Raw genomic sequence first — 18,995 nt, 5'->3', positions numbered from 1 at the left:
GTACCAAGACAACATTGCAGACCATCGTGTCATTCATCAGCCTTCCAATATCCGGCTAACCATTTCTTCTGTGTCGCGGCTGAGGCCGTCTGTGGCCAGGATACGCGCCAGTTGGGCTTTTGCGAGGTCGCTGTGCGTAGCGCCATACCGCGCCCATGTCTGGAAGGCCGTACACATACGCGCCGCAGTTTGCGGATTGGCGGCATCAAGCTTGATCAGCCAGTCTGCCAAAAGGGTGTAGCCCTTGCCTGATATATGGTGAAACCCTGCATGATTCATGGCCAATGCCCCAAAAACTGCGCGGAAGCGGTTTGGGTTTTTCATATCAAAGAGAGGATGTGTGGTGAGGCGCTGAGCCACGTCAGCTGCGCTTTCAGGCTCGGAAAATGCCACCTGTGCCGCAAACCATTTGTCCATAACGAGGCGGTCGCCCTGCCATTGTGTGAAGAAGGCCTCTGATGCGTCTTGGCCATGACCCTGTGCCAGAAGCGCGTTGAGGGCTGCAAGCTGTTGGCTCATGTTGTCAGCGTGTTCAAACTGCTTTTGGGCCGTTTTTCCACCATCCATTCGCGTGATCATGGAGAGAACGCGCGCGTTCAGCGCACGCTTTCCTGCGCCCTCTGCATCGGGGCGGTAGGGGCTTTCAACCGTGCTGGCTGCATAGAGCCGCGTGAGGCTGTCTGACAAATATTCAGCGAGGCTTTGCGCCAGTGTTTCGCTGGCGTCGTAGATCGCGCGTGGATCAGGCGTTTGGCCGTCAGCAGTCAGGTCTTGCGCCAGATCGTCTTGGCTCATTGGCTGCAACACCAAAGCGCGGAACGCAGGATCGAGTGTGTCATCGCGTACAACTTTTGCAATGGCCTCGAGAAAAGCGCTGTCAGGGGCTGCGCCTTGTGTGATGCTCGCCATAAGGCTGGCGCGGCGCAGCGCTTGGCCGGCTTCCCATTTGTTGAACGGATCGGTGTCATGCGCCAGAAGGATGGCGCGCACGGCGTTTGTGATGTCATGCTGTAAGATGACCGGGGCAGAGAACTCCCGCAAAATTGACGGGATCGGCTTTTCTGTGAGGCCCTCAAAACTGAAGCTTTGCTGGCGTTTTGTCATTTCAAGAATGGTTGTCGGGTGGGTTTCTGTGCCGTCTGGAGCCAGAAGGCCTATCGCAATCGGAATAACCCGAGGCTTCTTCTGGGGCTGCCCCGGGGTCGGCGGCGTTTCTTGTTTAAAGGTTAGCGTATAGCGACCGTTCTTGAACTTTTCGGTGACTAGAAGGCGCGGTGTGCCTGCTGAGGTGTACCAACGCTTGAAGCGCTTCAGGTTGCGCCCAGTGACATCTTCAAACACCTGCAACCAGTCTTCAATCGTTGCGGCGTCGCCATCATGGCGCTCAAAGTACAAGGCGAGGGCTTTGTAGTAGTCAGCATCTCCCACGAGCGTTTTGAGCATTCCGATCAGTTCTGCGCCCTTTTCGTAGACGGTTGCAGTGTAGAAATTGTTGATTTCCACAAAGCTGTCAGGGCGCACAGCATGGGCCAGTGGACCGCCATCTTCGCGGAACTGGCGGCCGCGCAAGTCAATGACATCGCGGATGCGTTTCACAGGGGCTGAGCGCATATCAGAGGTAAACTGGCTGTCGCGATAGACGGTTAGACCCTCTTTGAGGCAGAGCTGGAACCAGTCGCGGCAGGTGATGCGGTTGCCTGTCCAGTTATGGAAATACTCATGCGCGATGATGGCTTCAATACGCTCGAAATTGTCGTCAGTTGAGGTTTCGGGGCTGGCCAGAACGCAGGAAGAGTTGAAGATATTCAAGCCTTTGTTTTCCATGGCCCCCATGTTGAAGTCATCAACGGCCACGATGTTGAATATATCCAGATCATACTCACGCCCGTAGACCTCTTCATCCCATGTCATTGAGGCTTTGAGGGCTTTCATGCCAAACGCACATTTGTTTTCGTCGCCCTTGCGCACCCAGATGTTTAGCTCCACATCCTTGCCTGAGCTGGTTTTGAACTGGTCAGGATGGTTGACAAGGTCACCTGCCACGAGCGCAAACAGATAGGCTGGTTTTGGCCACGGATCATGCCAATCTGCAAAGCCATCACCGCTTTCTCCCTTGTTGCCATTAGAGAGCAAAACGGGCTCGGCGCCTTCGATACGGACTGTGAATATGCTCATCACGTCAGGGCGATCAGGGTAGAAGGTGATCTTGCGAAAGCCTTCGGCTTCACATTGTGTGCAGTACATGCCGTTTGACATGTAGAGGCCTTCGAGCGCTGTATTCGTCGCTGGGCTGATCTCTACCTCTGTTTCCAATACAAAGCTGCCTGTGGGTGGTGTCAGAGTGAGGCCCTCAGGGCTTACTTCTGGCTCGCAAGGCTGCCCGTTGAGTTTGGCGCTGATGAGCTTGAGGCTTTCACCGTGAAGAAAGAAGCGGTCTTGGTGGCTTTCAGGATTTGGGGCGAAGGTTATGCGGCTGACAACGCGTGTCTCTGTCGGGTGGAGACGAAAGGTCAGGTGAACGGACTCGAGAATCCAGCCAAAGGGAGTGTAGTCTTTCAGATAGACAGTTTTCGGGTTTGCGTCAGTCATAGTGTCATCCTTCTGGCTTTGGTGGACGGTATGCGCAGGGGCTTGAGGCTTCAATAGAGGATCGCCCAGAGGCTGTTTCATTATCTTGAAAATCCTGAAGGTTTTTATCGGTGCCTTGATTGTCCGAAAGATTGCGCCGTGTTGCGTGTACGGTCTACAACAGAGACGACAGGATATTTTCAAAATTAGGGATATGGCATGACCAAGCGAGTTGAACGAGCAGGGCTTAACGTTGATGCGGAACTTGCGAGCTTTGTTGAGAGCGCAGCACTCCCAGAGACGGGCGTTTCTCCAGAGGTGTTTTGGAGCGGGTTCGCGGCTCTCTTGGCGGACCTAACCCCGAAAAACCGCGCGCTTTTGGAAAAGCGAAGCGATTTGCAAAGCCAGATTGACGCATGGCATCTCAAGCACAAAGGCGCACATGATCCGTCAGCCTATCAGGCGTTTTTGCAAGAGATCGGGTATTTGCTGCCCGAAGGCGACGACTTTGAGATCGATACGCAGAATGTTGACCCTGAGATTGCCGATGTGCCGGGGCCTCAACTTGTTGTGCCAATCACCAACGCCCGCTTTGCTCTGAATGCGGTGAATGCGCGTTGGGGGTCGCTGTATGACGCGCTGTACGGGACTGATGCGATGGGTGATCTGCCCACGGGCAAAGGGTATGATGCGGAACGCGGTGCGCGTGTTATCGACTGGGCAAAAGGATTTCTGGACAAGGCCGTGCCGTTGCAAGATGCGCGCTGGAGCGAGGTAACTGGGTTAACTTTGGCCGAGAACAAACTGGTGATTACGGCGGGTGAACGGAGTATTTCACCTTTGAAAGAATCCGCGTTTGTTGGCGCGCAATCAGACGAAAATGGCTTAAGTATTTTGTTTGAAAATAACGGCTTGAAAATAAGAGTTCACGTGACAGGTGAGGGTGAGATCGGTGGATCTGATCCCGCTGGTATTGCTGATGTGTGGTTGGAATCTGCGATGTCCACTATCATGGACTGCGAAGACTCGGTGGCTTGCGTTGATGGGTCTGACAAGGTTCAGGCCTACACAAACTGGTTGGGCCTCATGAAGGGCGATCTATCTGAGCGTTTTGAAAAGGCTGGCAAGACAGTCACGCGGACGATGAACCCCGATCAGACCTTTGTTGCGCCCGATGGTACAGCCTTTGATGTCAAGGCGCGCGCGCTTTTGTGGGTGCGCAATGTTGGCCACCTCATGACCAATCCTGCGATTTTGGATGCAGCGGGGGATGAAGTGTTCGAGGGCATGATGGACGCCGTGATGACAGTGCTCATTGCGATGCATGATTTAAAACACAAAGCTGGTAACTCGGCGCATGGCTCGGTTTATGTTGTGAAACCGAAGATGCATGGCCCAGAAGAAGTGGCGTTTGCCTGTGAGATTTTTGATCGAGTGGAAGATATGCTTGGGTTGCCGCGCAACACCGTCAAAATAGGGATTATGGACGAAGAGCGGCGCACATCAGCCAACCTCAAATCCTGTATTCGCGCCGCCAAATCACGAGTGGCCTTTATTAACACAGGCTTCCTTGACCGTACCGGAGACGAAATCCATACTTCAATGGAAGCAGGCCCGTTTCTGCCCAAAGGCGCGATCAAGTCGGAGCCTTGGATCCTGTCTTATGAAGATCGCAATGTGGATATCGGGCTGGCTTGTGGTTTGCAGGGGCGCGCGCAGATCGGCAAGGGGATGTGGGCTATTCCAGACCAGATGAAAGCAATGCTGGAGCAGAAGATCGCTCACCCTCGGGCTGGCGCGAATTGTGCCTGGGTTCCTTCACCCACAGCGGCCACTTTGCACGCGACCCACTATCACGAGGTCGATGTGAAAGCCCGTCAAGGCGCGTTAAAAGCTGGCGGCACCCGTGGAACCTTGGATGATTTGCTGACGATCCCGCTTATGGCGGGCGCACGGCCTTCCAAGGCCGAGATCATGCGGGAAGTGGAAAACAACGCGCAGGGTATTCTCGGCTATGTTGTGCGCTGGGTTGATCAGGGCGTTGGCTGTTCCAAAGTGCCTGACATCAATGATGTGGGCCTGATGGAAGACCGCGCGACCTGTCGCATTTCTGCCCAAGGGCTTGCCAATTGGCTGCACCATGGCGTGGTTGATGCACAAGAAACCATGGCCGCACTGCGCAAGATGGCTGAGGTGGTTGATGCGCAGAACGCCGGTGATCCAGCCTACACGCCGATGGCACCCGAGTTTAACGGGATCGCATTTCAGGCGGCGTGTGACCTTGTGTTTAAAGGTCGCACCCAACCCTCAGGCTATACCGAGCCTGTCTTGCATGCGCGCCGTCTTGAGTTGAAGGCCTCTCTCTGATCAGAGAGCGCCGACCGCGGCAGCAAAAGCGCGGGCCTCTTCCGGGGCCGCGCCAACTTGTGAAGATGTCTTGAAGGTATCGCCAAATGCGATGTCGGGATAAGCCTGCCGCGCCAACTCTGCGAGGGATGTGCCTGATTTTGCTGCTTCGCTACAGAGCTCCTTGGCTCTGTCTTGGGCTTCTGGGCGCGGCATCTGCTCTGCAAGCGCAAAAGACAGAGCCTCTGCAAAGATAAGGCCATAGCCGCTTTCAAGGGTGCTTTGCATCTGCTGCGCGTCAACTTTCAGATTGGCACTGAGCTTTGCGGCGTGAACAAGAGCTGCGCCTGTCCCAAGCACCAGCTGGGGGAGGGTGAGCCACTCTGAAATCCATGCGGCTCCATCGCGCTGGTTTTTGTGAGATGCTGCGCTTTGCAATACGCTATTTAGCGCTGTGACATGAGTTGCGAGGGCCAATATGGTTCCTGCGCCAACCGGATTTTGTTTTTGTGGCATGGTTGAGGAGCCACCAGCTCCGCCAAGCCTGATCTCGGCGATTTCTGTCATGCTCAGGTCCGCCAGATCTGCCGCCATCTTTGACAGCGCATTGGCAAGCCGTGTGGCCCAGGAGGCGAGCCAGGTTATCGGTGTTCTGTCGCTATGCCAGCTGTGCTCAGGGTCATGCAGTGCGAGGGCTTTGGCGAGAGCTGCGCGGGTTTCGCCTGCTTTCGGGCCAAGGGCCGCGCCCGTACCTGCGGCACCTGAGAGAGAGACCCAAAAGGCTGTACCCTTGCGGGCTTCGAATTCGTTGTAGAGCGAAAGCAAAGGCTGCCCCCAAGCGGCCACCGCTGCGCCAAAGCTCGTGGGCGTGGCGTGCTGGCCCCATGTGCGGGCGACCATCGGGGTTTCGGCATGAAGCTTTGAGAGCTCTGCGAGTGTGGTCAGATGCTCTTTGAGCGTGGTTTGTAGGTGGCCAAAAGCGCGCTTGAGCCGCAGCATGAGGGCTGTGTCCAGAATGTCTTGGGAGGTCGCCCCCCAATGCAGATATTGCGCATGCTCCGGTGCTTCCAGCGTTTTGCGTAGAGCGGCGACAAAAGCGGGTATGCTTACGCCATTCTTGCCTGTGGCGTCGGCAAGCCCCGAGGGATCAATCTGCACTTCCATAGAGGCGCGGTGAAGGAACATCCCGCTGACTTCAGGGATCACGCCAAGCTCGCCTTGGACCTTGGCCAAAGCGCCTTCAACCAGAAGAAGGGCACGCATCTCGGCGCTGTCTGTGAAGAGCGGGGCTAGATCGCCTGTATGGAAGAGTTTGTTCAGGTGCTGGCTGTCAAAGACGGAAGCGGCCATCAGATATGTCCTATCTCAGAAAGAAATGTTGTCAAAATTTGCGCATAGGTCTCGGGCTGCTCCACACAGGGCAAGTGGCCCGCACGGCGGATGATTTCAAACTGCGACCCGGGAATGAGATCGGCTGTTTCGCGCACTAGATCAGGGGGTGTTGAGCCATCCTCTGAGCCAGCAATTGCCAATGTGGGCAGGCGCAAGCCTGATGTGGGTGTTATGAAGTCAGTGCCAGCAATGGCTGCACTGCAGCCGATGTAGCCAGCTTGTGGCTGACGCAGGAGCATGTTGCGCCAAGCAGAAAACGCGTCTGATTTGTGAAAGTCAGGCCCGAACCAACGCTCAAGGATACTGTCTGCAAGGGCTTCAATACCACCTGAGCCAATGGCTGCGATCCGGTCTTGCCACATCTGGCGGGTGCCGATCTTGGCGGCGGTGTTTGAAAGTACGAGCCCGCGCACCAGATCTAACCGCTTCACAGCCAGCCCCTGTGCGATCATACCGCCGATGGAGAGGCCAACGAAAACACAGTCCTTCACGCCAAGGTGGTCAAGCAGGCCTTCTGCATCCCGTACCAATGCGCCCATCGTGTAAGGGGCTTCCGGACAATCAGAGAGTCCGTGTCCACGTTTGTCATAGCGGATAAGCCGCAGCCCCGAGGGCAGGTGCGGCAGCATATCATCCCAGAGCCTCAGGTCTGTTCCCAGCGAGTTGGCAAATACAACGGCGGGCCCGTCTTTTGGGCCTTCGTCTTTGTAATGCAGGCGAATGTCGCCAAGGTCTGCGATGTTCATGAGCTGTCGTTCCCGTCATTCAGTGCCATATGGGCAATAATCTGGCCGTGGTCGGATGCAAGCTTATTATAGGGGGCTTCGGCATGTGAGCCGTCTGTGATGTGGTCGTTGAAAACAGAGTAATACTCCATTTTCCCAATCTGTGCTGGGCTTGCGTCGATAAAGTGGTGCGACATAAAAATCTGGTCGATGGATTCGTACACGCCGCCAAAGGCCGAGGTGTAGGCCATGTCACGCAGGCTTTGACGGGTGAAGAGTTTCTCAGCTGAATGCAGGCGCATCTGTTCGATCTGGCTGGTGATCCGCGTGTGCTCCTCGGCTGAGTAGCGGTCGCCTTTGCCAGTGGCATCGTGGCGCAGCATCCATTGAAAGAAGCTGGTCTGCGAGCCAGTCTTCTTTCCATGCGTATTCCTCAGGCGTGTAGCTTTGGAACTGGTAGTACTCCTTGTCAGGGCCGATGAGGTTTTTGACGTTGAAGGACGCAATTGTGAAACGGGTCATGACATACCTTTTTTACGCGGGTGCCTCCCCATCGTTGGGCAGGGTGGCCAAGGTGTCAAGCAATGGCCCTACGTGAGCGTTTGTAGGGCTTGCGCGAAGATATCAGCGTCAACATTGCCGCCCGTTGTCACGGCAATCAGCGCAGGCGCGTCTGTCTTGTCTGCGTGAAACAGCGCAGCGGCCAAGCCAACTGCGCCGCCCGGCTCAACGACAATTTTCAAGCGTTGAAAGGCGAGCGCCATGGCTTTGAGAGCCTCTTCTTCACTCACAGCGATACCCGCACCGCAGAGCTGGGACATGATCGGAAAGGTCAGATCACCAGGCTGGGCCGTGATGATGGCATCACACAATGAGCCTGAAAGCGCCGCGTTGCGCTGTATGCTTCCTGTTTCGAGCGAGCGCTTCACATCATCAAAGCCTTCAGGCTCACAAGGTCTGACAGTGAAATTTGGTGCATCTGCAGCCAGTGCGAGTGCGATCCCAGAGGTGAGGCCGCCGCCGCCGCAGCAGACCAGAACGTCGGCTTCTGAAACACCTGCATCAAGGGCTTGTGAGGCAATCTCAAGGCCGGTTGTGCCTTGCCCTGCAATCACCTCGGGTTCGTCATAGGGTTTGATAAGCGTCAGGCTGCGTTCTTGTGCCAATTGCGCGCCGATGGCATCACGGTCTTCATTGGTACGGTCATAAAGGACGACTTCCGCGCCAAGTGCGCGCGTATTGGCGATTTTGAGGCGAGGAGCGTCGGCTGGCATAATGATCACCGCGAGGACGCCATGCAGGGCCGCTGCATAGGCTACGCCTTGGGCGTGGTTGCCTGATGAAAATGCAATAACGCCTTTTTTGCGCAGGGGCTCGGGAAGGGCAGAGAGTGCTGCCCAGCCCCCTCGAAACTTGAACGAGCCTGTGTGTTGCAAGCATTCTGCTTTCACAAACACAGGCTTTCCAGCGATTTCATCAAGGAAGGGAGACGACAGAAGCGGCGTGCGCCTTGCGTGGCCTTCAAGGCGCTGCGCGGCTGCGCGGATCATGTCTATGTTCATAGTTTCTCAATCCATTTCAAAAGGGCGGTTAAGGCCTCTGGTTCGTCCAAATATGGGACATGGCCTCGGTCTGCGACTTCTGCTGTGATCATCTCAGGGTGCATGGACTTCATCTTGGCGAAGCTGCTCTCTGTGAGCAAGGTGGAGTTTTGGCCACGCAGCGCACAGAGCGGGATCCCCCCAAGCGCTTCAAAAAAGGGCCAAAGATCAGGCATCTCGGCCTCTAGTGCTTCCATGACGCCGGTTCTGAGGGCAGGGTCATAGGTGAGCTCAAGAGTTTTGTCGCCTTGCGTATAAAGTCTCGTGATCTCTTCGCGAAACCTGCTCATGGGCACATTGTTAAAGCCGTAGGCAAGATCTGGCCAGACTTCCAGAAGGGCATCATAGCTCTTAAAGGCAGGTTTCTTGCCGATATAGGTGGCTATCTTTTCTAACCCTCTGCGGTTTAGCTCGGGGCCGACATCGTTCAGCGCAACGCCTAACAATCTGTCTTTTGCCATGGCAGCCAACGTCATGGCGATCAAGCCACCACGCGAGGTGCCCAATATAGCGGTTTTGGGGAGCGCGAGGTGATCCAGGAGCTCCAAAACATCACGGGCTTCCACAAGTGGCGTGTAGCTGTCTTGCGGCCCCCAGTCAGATTTCCCTCGCCCTCGGTAATCAAGCCGGATGAGGCGTAACTCTGGTAGGTGTGGTGCAATAAAATCAAAGTCGCGCCCGTCACGCGTGAGCCCGGCAAGGCAAAGAAGCGGCGTTCCCTTTCCTTCATCACTGTAGTGTAGGGACAGGCCGTCGGATGTTTGAAACCTAGGCATGATTTTGTTGAGCCAAAAGAGCGGGAAGACCGCTGAGGTTTTTCATTGTGTGCTGTGGTGTTGCTGCAAGCCTGTCGACAGGCGCGCCGAGGCGGTTCACCCAAAGGGTTTCAAAGCCAAACGCAGAGGCGCAGCCAGCATCCCATCCGTTGGAGGAGACAAACAAAACTTCGTTACGCGCTATCCCGAAAGTCTGCTCAACCATCGCATAGACTTGCGGGGCTGGCTTGAAGATCCCAACGTCTTGCACCGAAAGAACCGCATCAAACTGCCCAGACAACCCTGCAGAGCTGACTGCGCCATTTAGCATGTCGGGTGAGCCGTTGGAGAGAATGGCTGTCTTGAGCCCTTCGGCGCGGAGTGTTGCCAACATGGCAGGGACTTCCGGGTAAGCTGAGAGGTTGAAATAGAGCTGTAGCAAACGCTCGCGCAGAGCGGCGTTCTTATCGAGTCCTGAAGCTTCCAGAGCATAGTCGAGGCCATCTTGCGTGACTTGCCAGAAATCAATGTGGTCGCCTGTGACGGCCCGCAGCCAGGTGTATTGCAGCTGTTTGTCGCGCCATATGGCTGCAAGGCTTTGCCATGTTTCGGCGAGCTCGGGGAAGGATGCCTCCCGAGAGGCCTCGCGGGCAGCTGCCGAGACGTCAAACAACGTCCCGTATGCGTCAAACACGCAGGCTTTCAATGTCATTTTATCCCCCAAAGATAATTCAAATCAACATTGGGGGAGGGGGCCAAAAAGGTCAATGCAAAGCTCTTGGGTACGGTCTGTTTGCATTCGTCGGTTCGGGCGTTTAGGCTGCGCGCGAGCCTGAGAACCTGTGCAAGCTGCGCGGCCTCTTAATTCACATTCCCCCAAAAGAACTGGACAAGCGATGAGCGAAGTAAAGAGCGGTGATACCGTAAGCATTCATTATACAGGAACACTGAGCGATGGCTCTGTGTTTGATTCAAGCCAAGGCCGTGAGCCGCTGGAATTTGTGGTTGGTTCAGGCCAGATTATCCCGGGCCTTGATACGGCTTTGCCCGGTATGAAAGTGGGCGACGAAAAGCGCGTTGAGATCGCTTCAGACGATGCCTACGGCCCACATCACGCGGAAGCGCGCCAAGCGGTACCACGCGCGGAGATCCCTGCGGATATTCCTTTGGAGATTGGCGTGCAGTTGCAGGCCAAAAACGAGCGTGGCGAAATCATGCCGCTGACCGTTGTTGAGGTCAGTGAAGAGACAGTTGTTCTGGACGCCAACCACCCGCTGGCAGGCAAGGATCTCACATTCGAAATCGAACTGGTCGCCGTAAGCTAAGCGCACGTTTCACAAAGAACTGCTCGGGCGGGTTGAAACAAAACCTGCCCGAGACTCGCGAAACCTTGATTGGCGGGTGAGAGCGGCAATAGGCTATGCCTTCTGAGGACAGATCGAAGGAGGCGACCCATGTGGCGCAGCATAGCACTGGCACTTTTGATGCTCACCGGTTTTGGGGCAGCAGCAGAAGCACAAAGCAACAAGCTTGTGGTCGTTGAGTTGTTTACCTCTCAAGGTTGTTCAAGTTGCCCTCCTGCGGATGCGTTTTTACATGAGCTTGCCGCGCGCAAGGATGTCCTCGCCCTTGGCCTGCATGTAGACTATTGGGACTACATCGGTTGGAAAGATACCTTCGGCCACACCGCCTTTTCTGAGCGTCAGCGCGCCTATGCCAAAGTTGGGTCGCGCCGCTCTGTTTACACCCCGCAGATGATTGTGAACGGTCAGCAGCACGTTGTTGGGAACCACCCCAAAGAAGTGAATGCGTTGGTGAAGACACATCAAGCTGCCCCTGCGCTTGTGATGGTTGATGTGGCGCGCAAGGGGGCAAAGCTCAGCATAAATGCCCGCGCGGAAGGTGGGGGAGAGGCAGCAGTGCTTTTGGTGCGCTACATGCCTAAAGGGGTTGCCCAGATACGTCGGGGCGAAAACGCGGGCAAAGACATCACGTATGCCAATATCGTGACGGAGATTACGATTCTTCAAATCTGGGACATGGCAAAGCCGCTGTCAGCGTCGGCGCGCGTGAGCGGAGAGGACAGCGCCGCGATCCTTGTGCAGCGCCGTGGTCACGGGCCTATTCTGGCGGCAGCGCGCGCAGACTGACTATTCCGCGGGTTGAAAGCCTTCGATCAGCTGCTTCAGCCCAAAAGCGGCTCCAGCAAAGATCGAAAGAAATGTCACAGGGGCTGAAAAACTAAGTGTGGAGAAGGCTGACAAGCCTTGGCCCACTGTGCAGCCCATGGCCAGCACCGCGCCAGTGCCCATAAAGACAGCACCTACTATCTGGCGGCGCAGCTCACGGGGGTCTTCACAGGCTTCCCAGCGGAAGTGCCCCTTGATGAGCGAGCCGATGAACGCGCCCACCAAAACGCCCCCCACAGAGCCCACCGCAAAAGAGGGTAGGCCTGCAGAGGCAGTCATAGCGTAAAGCAGTGCTTCACCAACGGGGGCACTGAAGCTGTGAGATACGACCGGGAAAGCGCCAAATCCATATGAGGCGATATAGCCCGAAGCAGCCCAACCGCTGACAATCGCTGCGGCGACCACAAGCGCCCAAAAGACCGAGGCTGGCTGTTTGAGGAAATCACGGTTGGCCAGAGAGCCAATTGCGAGGATGAGACCAAGACTGATGCCAAGTGTTGTCACGCTGAGGCCTGACATGGACGCAAGGGTATGAGCAATACCGGGCGGAGTAAGGGCGTCAGATTGGGGGAACGCCCAGATGCGAATGTAGGCCAAGGGCCCTGAAAGAACAGCATAGGCCGAAACGCCCATAACCAACACAACAACAAAGGCGCGCATGTCGCCGCCCCCAAGCCGCGCGAGGGCTCCGTAGCCACAGCTCCCTGTGAGGGCCATGCCATACCCAAACATGAGACCACCCAGAATAGAGGCTAAGGGCATCCATGTGATCGAGAGGTAAAAGCTTTGCTCTATCGGGGCCATGCCAGCGCTTGCCAGCGCGAAAGTGCCGACGATGGCTGCGCCAATGGCCAGCCCCCACATCCGCAAGCGCAGCGTGTCCTCGCCATAGAGCGTGTCCTCAATCGCGCCGAGCGTACAAAAACGCCCCAGCCGGGCGGCCAGCCCGAGCAAGACCCCGCCAAAGACACCAGCCAGTGTCACAAATGTACTTTCTGACATTACGTCCAGCATCGTTAGCCCTCCCCAGCGTCGATGCAAACTTGCCTAACTATCGTCGTCGCAAAACAATTCGTAGACAAGCTCCAAGATGCGTTTTGGCCGATTGTCAGCAAGGCGGTAGTAGATCGCCTTACCTTCGCGCCGTGGTACAACCAGCCCCTCCATGCGCAAGCGAGACAGTTGCTGGCTCACCGCAGCCTGGCGTGCCGAGAGCAGACTCTCAAGCTCGGTCACCGATTTTTCGCCTGTTACCAGATGGCAAAGGATCATGAGGCGGCCCTCGTGGCTTACGGTTTTGAGAAAATTGGACGCCTTGGTGGCGTTGTCCATAAACTTATCAAGCTCGGCATCACTCAGATCATCACTGAATTGCGGAAGTCCCATCAGATGTCCTCGTTGCGGGGCTTGGTGCCCCTTGTTCTAGTTGCTGGCAGCGTCGCCGGCAGGTTTTTCAAAATCTGTTTTGGCCTTTAGCATCATTTCAAGCAAACCCCAGAAAAAATCTTCCCCGGGGTAGCCCTCGATGCGGCCGATCTCGACCTTGTCTTCGATGAGCACAAACGTGGGTGTAAAGACAGCAGGGCGCACAAAGCTTACGCCTTCGGTCGCACCCTCCCGAATATCAACTGTGCGCAAGGGTGCAAAGCGGCCCTCGTCTGTCTTGTCGTAGATCGGGCCAATCTCGTCGTGCCACTTTTCGCAGTAATGGCAGCCTTTTTGCTCAACCATAACAAGCTCAAGCGCGAAGGCATGACCCGCGAGGAAAAAAGCGCAAACCAGCGCGGAAAAAAAACGGGTCAGCATGGCATCATCATTGACTGTTTGAATTACACTCAACATAATCTGAATGTGTTAATTTGACAAGGATCGCGGGCCATGCTCGGAGATATCTCTTATTGGGGCGCGACTTTGGCGGGGTTTATCGCCTTTTTCACGCCGTGCATCCTGCCAATGGTACCGTTTTACCTGAGTTATATGGCTGGCATCTCGATGACCGAGTTGCGTGGAGATGGCAAAATCGCTCCCGGGGCGCAGAAGCGTCTGGTGCTCTCGGCTGTGATGTTTGCGCTTGGCGTGACAACGATCTTTATGTTGCTCGGCCTTGGTGCCACGGCGCTGGGGCAGGCCTTTGCGCAATGGAAGCAAACTCTGTCTTATGTCGCGGCGGCGGTCATCTTTGTGTTCGGGCTGCACTTTTTGGGCGTGATCCGCATCGGGTTTCTGTACCGTGAAGCGCGGATGGAGAGTAAGGCCGACCCGTCTACAGTCCTGGGTGCATATCTGATGGGGCTTGCCTTCGGCTTTGGCTGGACAGCCTGCGTTGGCCCTGTTTTGGCCTCGATCCTCTTCATTGCCAGCGGTATGGGCGAGCTGTGGCGGGGCGGCCTTTTGTTGGCGTGTTTCGGGCTTGGCATGACAGCTCCGTTTGTCGTGGCGGCTTTGTTTGCAAAGCCTTTTCTGGCTTTCATGGGGCGCTTCCGCGCTTACCAAGGTATGGTTGAAAAAGTCATGGGCGCCATGCTGATTATCTTTGCTATTCTGATCGCAACCAACACAGTGAATGTGATTGCGAATTGGATGATCGAGCTGTTTCCCAGCTTTCAGACGCTGGGGTAACGCTGCATTTTAGGGAGAGTTACGATGACAAAGTTCTTTGCATTTCTGACGGCGCTGTGTCTGGCGTTGCCTGCTGCGGCCACAGAGATCGGTGATGATGGCTTGCACAAAGCGCCGTGGATGCGCGACACTTTTAAAGACCTGCGCGAAGACCTTGCTGAGGCAAATGCAGAAGGCAAGCGCCTTGCGATCATCATCGAACAGCGCGGCTGTATCTACTGCAAAAAGATGCATGAAGAGGTGTTTATCGACCCTGCGATTGATGCCTACATCAAGGACAATTACTTTTTTGTGCAGATCAATATGTTTGGCGATGTCGAGGTGACAGACTTTGACGGTGAGGCCTTGCCCGAAAAGGAAATTGTGCAGAAATGGGGCGCGTTGTTCACGCCACTGATGATGTATTTTCCCGAGGAGGTTCCCGAGGGCGTCAGCGCGCCGCGGGCGGCTGTGGCGCAGGTGCCGGGCGCATTTGGCAAGTGGACGACACTCAACATGCTCACTTGGGTGAGAGAGAAAGGCTACGCTGGGGAGGAGCCTTTCCAAAAGTATCATGCGAGAATGCTTGAGACGCAACTTTCGGAATGATTTTCTGGTTCTGACGGCCCTGTGAAACGTTTGACATCTGAAAGCGCATAAAGAGGTAAATTCATTTTCGTGAATTTGTTGTTGCGAGTCTGAGAGCTGTCCACTACGGTATGCAGAGCTAACCTAGCTTGAGAACACGGGTAGCCAAGGGAGGAAATATGAGGTTCACAACACTTGCATTGGCAGCAATGCTGACAGCTGGATCGGCCTATGCCGATATGGTTGCGCCTGCTGATGTCGTCTTCAACGAGGACGGCGAAGTCGTAACATCGCTCACCGGTACACCCGGCGACGCGGCAGCGGGTATGGATGTTTATGCCAACCGCAGCAAAGGCAATTGCGTGGCGTGCCACGTTGTAAGCTCTTTGCCTGATGTGGCGTTTCCTGGTAACGTTGGCCCGGCACTCGATGGTGCGGCTGATCGTTGGACAGAGGGCCAGTTGCGCAGCATTTTGGTCAATTCCAAAGAGACGTTTGATGGCACAATCATGCCAGCTTACTACCGCGTCGACGGCTACACACGCCCGGGCAACGCCTACACTGGCAAGGCCCCAGAGGGAGCCTTGGACCCACTGTTGAGTGCGCAGCAAATCGAAGATGTTGTTGCGTTCCTTATGACACTTAAAGAAGAGTAAGCCAGTTCGCTGGACTGCTTTATGAGAGACCGAAGGAGATAGATATGGAATTCTCAAGACGTGATACACTCGCCCTCGGGGCAGGTGCTGTTGCCCTGACAATCCTGCCGTTCCAAGCCGTTGCGGCTGCGGACGATATGATTGCAGCGTTTACAGGTGGCGCAGATGTGGCTGAAGGCGGCGTAACGCTGACAGCTCCAGAAATCGCTGAAAACGGCAACACTGTTCCCGTAAGCGTGTCTTCCGAAGGCGCTGAGGCAATCTTGCTTCTCGCAGCAGGAAACCCGACACCAGACGTGGCGACATTCAAGTTCGGCGAGCTTGCTGGTAGCCAGAGTGCTTCCACACGTATCCGCCTTGCTGGCACTCAGGATGTTGTTGCGATTGCCAAGATGGCAGACGGTACATTCGCACGTGCGAGCCAAACAGTTAAAGTGACAATTGGCGGCTGCGGCGGCTAATCAGAGGAGACTAAGAATATGGCAGATGGTGTAAAACCCCGCGTCAAAGCGCCTAAGTCGGCAGCGGCTGGCGAAGTGGTGACGATCAAAACTCTGATCAGCCACAAAATGGAATCAGGCCAGCGCAAAGACAGCGATGGCAACCAGATCCCCCGTTCGATCATCAACCGTTTCACGGCTGAGTATAACGGCGCTCTGGTGATTGATGTTGATCTCGCGCCAGCGATCTCGACAAACCCTTACTTCGAATTCGAAGCAACTGTTCCTGAAGCCGGTGATTTCAAATTCACTTGGTATGACGATGACGGTTCGGTCTACGAAGACAGCAAATCAGTCGCAATCGGCTGATCAATACGCATAAGTGCCTTGCCCCGCAGAAGGGCAAGGCATTTTCCAAGGGAGGAAATGCATGAACTTCAAGACACTGTCACTGATCAGCGCAGTCGCGTTGGCTCTGCCTACACTCGGTATGGCGGACCCCGACAACGACACGCTTGTGATCAACGAAGACATTCAAATTACAACAAAAACAGAGCCTGCAGCGCATCTTGATGGTGCGCTCAGCGAAGTTATGTCTGGGTGGCACTTCCGCTCGGATGAAACGCAAGCGATGCAAGCGGATGATTTTGACAACCCCGGCATGATTTTCGTCGAGCAGGGGATCGAAATCTGGAACACTGTTGAGGGCAGCGAAGGCAAATCATGCGCAAGCTGCCACGGGTCACCCGAAGATATGGCCGGCGTTCGCCCGGTCTATCCGAAGTGGAACGAAGAGGCTGGCGAAGTTCGCACAATGCAAATGCAAGTGAACGACTGCCGCGAAAACCGCATGGGCGCCGAGCCTTGGAAAACAGACAAGGGTGGCTCTATTCCGATGGAAGCGATGCTGGCGTCTGTCTCACGCGGGATGCCTGTAAACGTGGCCATTGACGGCCCTGCACAAGCGACTTGGGAAAAAGGTAAAGAGATTTACTACACCCGCTTTGGTCAGCTTGAGCTGTCGTGCGCAAACTGCCACGAAGACAACTACGGCAACATGATCCGTGCGGACCACTTGAGCCAAGGCCAAATCAACGGTTTCCCAACATACCGCTTGAAAAACGCCCGTCTCAACGGCTCACACAGCCGCTTCAAAGGGTGCATTCGTGACACCCGCGCCGAGACGTTTAACCCAGGTAGCCCCGAGTTTGTGGCGCTTGAGCTTTACGTTGCAAGCCGCGGCAATGGTCTGTCGGTCGAAGGTCCGTCTGTCCGTAACTAAAACAGTCGAAGCCCGCATCCCTTTGAGGAGTGCGGGCTTCTTTTTATGAAAACGCATTAGATTTTGTGCATATGTTGCCGCTAATGCCAAAAGAAGGTTTCTCAAACCATGATCTCCCGTCGTGATTTTCTGCAAGTTTCAATGGCCGCCTCGGCGCTTTATGGCACGAGTGGTTTTGGCAACTGGGCCCGCGTTGCGGCGCAGCAGGCCCTGACGCAAGACCAGCTTCTTGAGTTTGAAACCTTCGGCAACGTTAGCCTCATCCACGTGACAGACATTCACGCGCAGATGAAGCCGATCTATTTCCGTGAGCCTGAAGTGAACATTGGCGTGGGTGTGAACAACGGCCATGTGCCCCACATCACAGGTGCGGATTTCCGCAAACTTTACGGCATCGCCGATGGCAGCCCGTCGGCTTATGCTTTGACATATAACGACTTTACATCACTCGCGCAGCAATATGGCCGCGTTGGCGGGCTTGACCGCGTCGCCACAGTGATCAACTCCATCCGTTCGGACCGCCCTGATGCGCTGCTGCTGGATGGCGGGGATACATGGCACGGCTCCTACACCTGCTACCAGACCGAAGGGCAGGACATGGTCAACGTGATGAACGCGCTGAAGCCAGATGCGATGACCTTCCACTGGGAGTTTACGCTGGGCTCTGAGCGGGTCAACGAGCTGGTGCAAAGCCTGCCGTTTACCTCGCTTGGCCAGAACATCTTTGATGCAGAATGGGACGAGCCGGCAGAGCTCTTCAAGCCGTACAAATTCTTCGAACGCGGTGGCGTGAAAATCGCCGTGATCGGGCAGGCCTTCCCTTATATGCCGATCGCGAACCCGCGTTGGATGTTCCCTGAGTATTCCTTCGGTATCCGCGAAGACAATATGGCAGCCATGGTGCAGGAAGTGCGCGACCAAGGCGCAGAGCTTGTTGTGGTCTTGAGCCATAACGGCTTTGACGTGGATAAGAAGATGGCCGGAAATGTTGAGGGAATCGACGTGATCCTGTCGGGCCACACCCATGATGCGCTGCCAGAGCCTGTGCTTATTGGCAAAACACACATCATCGCGTCAGGCTCGAACGGCAAGTTTGTCAGCCGTATCGACCTTGATGTGCGTGATGGCGAAATGAAGGGTATCCGCCACAAGCTGATCCCGATTTTCTCCGACGTGATCACGCCTGACGCCGAAGTTGCAAGCCTGATTGATGCGCAGCGCGCGCCTTATGAAGACAAGCTCAAAGAGGTGATCGGCACCACCGATACGCTGCTCTACCGTCGTGGCAACTTCAACGGCTCGTGGGACGACCTGATTTGTAACGCACTCATGTCAGAGCGCGAAGCGGACATTGCGATGAGCCCCGGTGTGCGTTGGGGGCCAAGCATTTTGCCGGGTCAGGAGATCACCCGCGAAGACATTTGGAACGTAACTTCAATGAGTTACGGTGAAGCTTACCGCAGCGAGATGACCGGTGAGTTTATCAAGGTCATTCTGGAAGACGTGGGGGACAACCTCTTTAACCCTGATCCCTATTACCAACAGGGCGGGGACATGGTTCGCATTGGCGGCATGGGCTACAAGATCGACGTGAGCAAGCCACAAGGCGAGCGGATCAGCGATATGACCCTGCTGAAAACAGGCGAGAAGATCGACCCTGCCAAGAACTACGTTGTTGCGGGCTGGGCCAGCGTCAACGAAGGCACAGAAGGGCCGCAGATTTGGGATGTGGTTGAAAACCACATTCGCAAGGAGGGGACGATCAAGCTTGAAGAGAATACCTCGGTTCAAGTTAAGGGCGTCTAAACCACGCGCACCAAGTTTATTTTGCGACTCTGAAAATAAAAACGCCCGC

General features: G+C 55.4%; 20 protein-coding genes and 1 pseudogene. 10 read left to right on the top strand and 11 right to left on the bottom strand.

The window, feature by feature from the left end; translation table 11 throughout:
- Positions 1-36 precede the first annotated feature (36 nt).
- Positions 37-2,589: an aminopeptidase N gene (pepN, locus tag ACTG3X_RS06575; protein WP_439110442.1), complete on the bottom strand. Its 2,553-nt coding sequence runs from the start codon at positions 2,587-2,589 to the stop codon at positions 37-39.
- Between the two features lie 198 nt (positions 2,590-2,787).
- On the opposite strand from pepN, the gene ACTG3X_RS06570 reads away from it, so the two are divergent.
- Positions 2,788-4,935, top strand: coding sequence for a malate synthase G (locus ACTG3X_RS06570; protein WP_439110441.1), 2,148 nt, complete (start codon positions 2,788-2,790; stop codon positions 4,933-4,935).
- On the opposite strand, the gene ACTG3X_RS06565 is transcribed toward ACTG3X_RS06570, so the two are convergent.
- The 7 genes and pseudogenes from ACTG3X_RS06565 to ACTG3X_RS06535 all read right to left on the bottom strand — a co-directional run bounded on the left by ACTG3X_RS06565 (position 4,936) and on the right by ACTG3X_RS06535 (position 10,099).
- A complete protein-coding gene (locus tag ACTG3X_RS06565; RefSeq protein WP_439110440.1) occupies positions 4,936-6,264 on the bottom strand; it encodes a lyase family protein in 1,329 nt (442 codons plus the stop codon).
- Positions 6,264-7,052: a 3-oxoadipate enol-lactonase gene (pcaD, locus tag ACTG3X_RS06560; RefSeq protein WP_439110439.1), complete on the bottom strand. Its 789-nt coding sequence runs from the start codon at positions 7,050-7,052 to the stop codon at positions 6,264-6,266. The genes ACTG3X_RS06565 and pcaD overlap by 1 nt, the downstream gene beginning before the upstream one ends.
- Positions 7,049-7,423 (bottom strand): annotated as a pseudogene (locus ACTG3X_RS06555) (endonuclease/exonuclease/phosphatase family protein); the annotation flags it as partial. The gene pcaD and the pseudogene ACTG3X_RS06555, both read right to left, overlap by 4 nt.
- A complete protein-coding gene (locus tag ACTG3X_RS06550; RefSeq protein WP_439110491.1) occupies positions 7,314-7,553 on the bottom strand; it encodes a hypothetical protein in 240 nt (79 codons plus the stop codon). The gene ACTG3X_RS06550 and the pseudogene ACTG3X_RS06555, both read right to left, overlap by 110 nt.
- Positions 7,554-7,621: 68 nt before the next feature.
- A complete protein-coding gene (locus tag ACTG3X_RS06545) occupies positions 7,622-8,593 on the bottom strand; it encodes a threonine ammonia-lyase (protein WP_439110438.1) in 972 nt (323 codons plus the stop codon).
- Positions 8,590-9,408 carry an alpha/beta fold hydrolase gene (locus tag ACTG3X_RS06540; protein ID WP_439110437.1) on the bottom strand — a complete coding sequence of 273 codons (819 nt, stop codon included), beginning with the start codon at positions 9,406-9,408 and terminating at the stop codon, positions 8,590-8,592. The genes ACTG3X_RS06545 and ACTG3X_RS06540 overlap by 4 nt, the downstream gene beginning before the upstream one ends.
- On the bottom strand, positions 9,401-10,099 hold the full coding sequence (locus ACTG3X_RS06535; protein WP_439110436.1) for a haloacid dehalogenase type II: 699 nt from the start codon (positions 10,097-10,099) through the stop codon (positions 9,401-9,403). Before ACTG3X_RS06535 ends, ACTG3X_RS06540 begins: the two co-directional genes overlap by 8 nt.
- A 184-nt stretch (positions 10,100-10,283) precedes the next feature.
- Between ACTG3X_RS06535 and ACTG3X_RS06530 the strand changes: the two genes are divergently transcribed.
- Positions 10,284-10,712 carry an FKBP-type peptidyl-prolyl cis-trans isomerase gene (locus tag ACTG3X_RS06530; RefSeq protein WP_439110435.1) on the top strand — a complete coding sequence of 143 codons (429 nt, stop codon included), beginning with the start codon at positions 10,284-10,286 and terminating at the stop codon, positions 10,710-10,712.
- 129 nt (positions 10,713-10,841) lie between these two features.
- Positions 10,842-11,537, top strand: coding sequence for a DUF1223 domain-containing protein (locus ACTG3X_RS06525; protein ID WP_439110434.1), 696 nt, complete (start codon positions 10,842-10,844; stop codon positions 11,535-11,537).
- On the opposite strand, the gene ACTG3X_RS06520 is transcribed toward ACTG3X_RS06525, so the two are convergent.
- The 3 genes from ACTG3X_RS06520 to ACTG3X_RS06510 are packed head-to-tail and all read right to left on the bottom strand — an operon-like array spanning position 11,538 to position 13,382.
- Positions 11,538-12,590: a YeeE/YedE family protein gene (locus ACTG3X_RS06520; protein WP_439110433.1), complete on the bottom strand. Its 1,053-nt coding sequence runs from the start codon at positions 12,588-12,590 to the stop codon at positions 11,538-11,540.
- Between the two features lie 33 nt (positions 12,591-12,623).
- The gene (locus tag ACTG3X_RS06515; protein WP_439110432.1) at positions 12,624-12,962 is read right to left on the bottom strand and encodes an ArsR/SmtB family transcription factor; all 339 of its coding nucleotides are present in this window, start codon (positions 12,960-12,962) and stop codon (positions 12,624-12,626) included.
- Positions 12,963-12,998: 36 nt separating this feature from the next.
- Entirely contained in the window at positions 12,999-13,382 is a 384-nt protein-coding gene (locus ACTG3X_RS06510; RefSeq protein ID WP_439110431.1) for a hypothetical protein, read from the bottom strand.
- A 72-nt stretch (positions 13,383-13,454) separates the two neighbouring features.
- Here ACTG3X_RS06510 and ACTG3X_RS06505 point away from each other — a divergent pair, with 72 nt between their 5' ends.
- The 7 genes from ACTG3X_RS06505 (at position 13,455) to soxB (ending at position 18,946) form a co-directional block, all read left to right on the top strand.
- Positions 13,455-14,195, top strand: a complete 741-nt coding sequence (locus ACTG3X_RS06505; protein WP_439110430.1) for a cytochrome c biogenesis CcdA family protein — start codon at positions 13,455-13,457, stop codon at positions 14,193-14,195.
- Between the two features lie 24 nt (positions 14,196-14,219).
- Positions 14,220-14,783, top strand: a complete 564-nt coding sequence (locus ACTG3X_RS06500) for a thioredoxin family protein (RefSeq protein WP_439110429.1) — start codon at positions 14,220-14,222, stop codon at positions 14,781-14,783.
- Positions 14,784-14,941: 158 nt separating this feature from the next.
- Positions 14,942-15,418 (top strand): sulfur oxidation c-type cytochrome SoxX, encoded by a 477-nt coding sequence (soxX, locus tag ACTG3X_RS06495; RefSeq protein ID WP_439110428.1) that lies wholly within the window; start codon positions 14,942-14,944, stop codon positions 15,416-15,418.
- 44 nt (positions 15,419-15,462) lie between these two features.
- On the top strand, positions 15,463-15,879 hold the full coding sequence (gene soxY, locus ACTG3X_RS06490; RefSeq protein WP_439110427.1) for a thiosulfate oxidation carrier protein SoxY: 417 nt from the start codon (positions 15,463-15,465) through the stop codon (positions 15,877-15,879).
- Positions 15,880-15,897: 18 nt separating this feature from the next.
- A complete protein-coding gene (gene soxZ / locus ACTG3X_RS06485) occupies positions 15,898-16,227 on the top strand; it encodes a thiosulfate oxidation carrier complex protein SoxZ (RefSeq protein ID WP_439110426.1) in 330 nt (109 codons plus the stop codon).
- 61 nt (positions 16,228-16,288) lie between these two features.
- On the top strand, positions 16,289-17,140 hold the full coding sequence (gene soxA / locus ACTG3X_RS06480; protein ID WP_439110425.1) for a sulfur oxidation c-type cytochrome SoxA: 852 nt from the start codon (positions 16,289-16,291) through the stop codon (positions 17,138-17,140).
- Between the two features lie 108 nt (positions 17,141-17,248).
- Positions 17,249-18,946 (top strand): thiosulfohydrolase SoxB, encoded by a 1,698-nt coding sequence (soxB, locus tag ACTG3X_RS06475; protein WP_439110424.1) that lies wholly within the window; start codon positions 17,249-17,251, stop codon positions 18,944-18,946.
- Positions 18,947-18,995 lie beyond the last annotated feature (49 nt).

The sequence above is a fragment of the Lentibacter sp. genome, assembly GCF_965658795.1.
Taxonomy (GTDB): Bacteria; Pseudomonadota; Alphaproteobacteria; order Rhodobacterales; family Rhodobacteraceae; genus Lentibacter.
This window is presented reverse-complemented; position numbering and strand designations above follow the sequence as displayed.